This is a genomic window from Amycolatopsis eburnea, assembly GCF_003937945.1.
Lineage (GTDB): Bacteria > Actinomycetota > Actinomycetes > Mycobacteriales > Pseudonocardiaceae > Amycolatopsis > Amycolatopsis eburnea.
On record NZ_RSEC01000041.1, the window covers coordinates 1 to 221 of the forward strand.

Consider the following 221-nt stretch of genomic DNA (forward strand, 5'->3'; position numbering starts at 1 on the left):
TGGGGTACGGGCCGTGCATGCACTCACTAGAGGCTTTTCTCGGCAGCATAGGATCACTCTACTTCGCCTCAAACGGCTACGCATCACGTCTCAGCCCATGTGAGTGGCGGATTTGCCTACCACTCGGCCTACACGCTTACACCAGGACAACCATCGCCTGGCGGAGCTACCTTCCTGCGTCACCCCATCGCTTGACTACTACGAAATCAGGTCCCACGCTC

Annotated in this window: 1 rRNA gene; it reads right to left on the reverse strand. The window is 57.9% G+C overall.

Going from position 1 to position 221, the window contains the following annotated elements:
- A 23S ribosomal RNA gene (locus EIY87_RS19820) occupies positions 1–221 on the reverse strand; the annotation flags it as partial.